Consider the following 790-nt stretch of genomic DNA (forward strand, 5'->3'; position numbering starts at 1 on the left):
ATTACAACCCCAGTAGGGTTATAACCACGTACACCAGCATTAGTTATATTCATTCTTTTTTATCCTCCGTTTGTTCTTCTTCTACTTCTGGAACACTTACACCGTTCTTTTTCATAAGTTTAACCAAACCGTCGAACATAGGACTGATTTTTGCGACCAAATAAATAAATTGCCCTACAAAGTACAATAAACCTACGTCAATCACAGTTTTGGCAATATCAGAAGTTGAGGGAGTTTGTGTAAAGAAGAAGACCGCATATAAAACCCACAGGGATAAAATAACCGTTAAGTCAATCACAAGTCTACGTTTGAAAGGTGGGTTCATTGCTTCTCTATCTTTTACCCATGTAGCGAAAAGAATCGCTAAAATTAAGATAGTTATTAAAATCATTCTAGTTACCATTTTGTTTCGCTTTCTATTTTGTTATTTAATGAAGTAACTTCCGTTACCACGTGTTGCAATAGGTGTTTTACCAATATCTGGTCCCCACCAAGTAATACTACCGTTTGTGTCTATGTCAATATGGAAAGAAGTCTCATGTCCAGCAAAATGACCAACAATACTTTGAACAACAGCTGGACGAAATTCTTTATCTACCCATGGTCCAGACATTTTAATGCCAGCTTTTGTAGTTGATACACTACCAAAGAGTCTAACAATTACTAAATCATCGTTCTTTTTAGTGAATTGCAACTGCATACCATTTCCAGTTTGAATTGTCAACATTTGAGTTGGAACATCGATTGTACCTCTAAGTGATATATCATTTGCATTGATTGAACCTTTAAG

The 790-nt window shown here is 35.4% G+C and carries 2 protein-coding genes; both read right to left on the bottom strand.

The annotated features are described in order from the left end of the window. Positions 1-49: 49 nt before the first annotated feature. The gene (locus CO675_RS39600; RefSeq protein ID WP_197064330.1) at positions 50-391 is read right to left on the bottom strand and encodes a hypothetical protein; all 342 of its coding nucleotides are present in this window, start codon (positions 389-391) and stop codon (positions 50-52) included. 33 nt (positions 392-424) lie between these two features. Next, on the bottom strand, positions 425-790 hold a 366-nt coding region (locus CO675_RS39605; protein WP_198964916.1), incomplete at its 5' end, for a hypothetical protein.

Origin of the sequence: Bradyrhizobium sp. C9 (assembly GCF_002532045.1) — a bacterium.
GTDB lineage: Bacteria > Pseudomonadota > Alphaproteobacteria > Rhizobiales > Xanthobacteraceae > Bradyrhizobium.

Bases quoted from the DNA above. Each gene is read 5' to 3' on its own strand.
- CO675_RS39600 (WP_197064330.1), bottom strand. From the start codon at position 391: ATGATTTTAATAACTATCTTAATTTTAGCGATTCTTTTCGCTACATGG.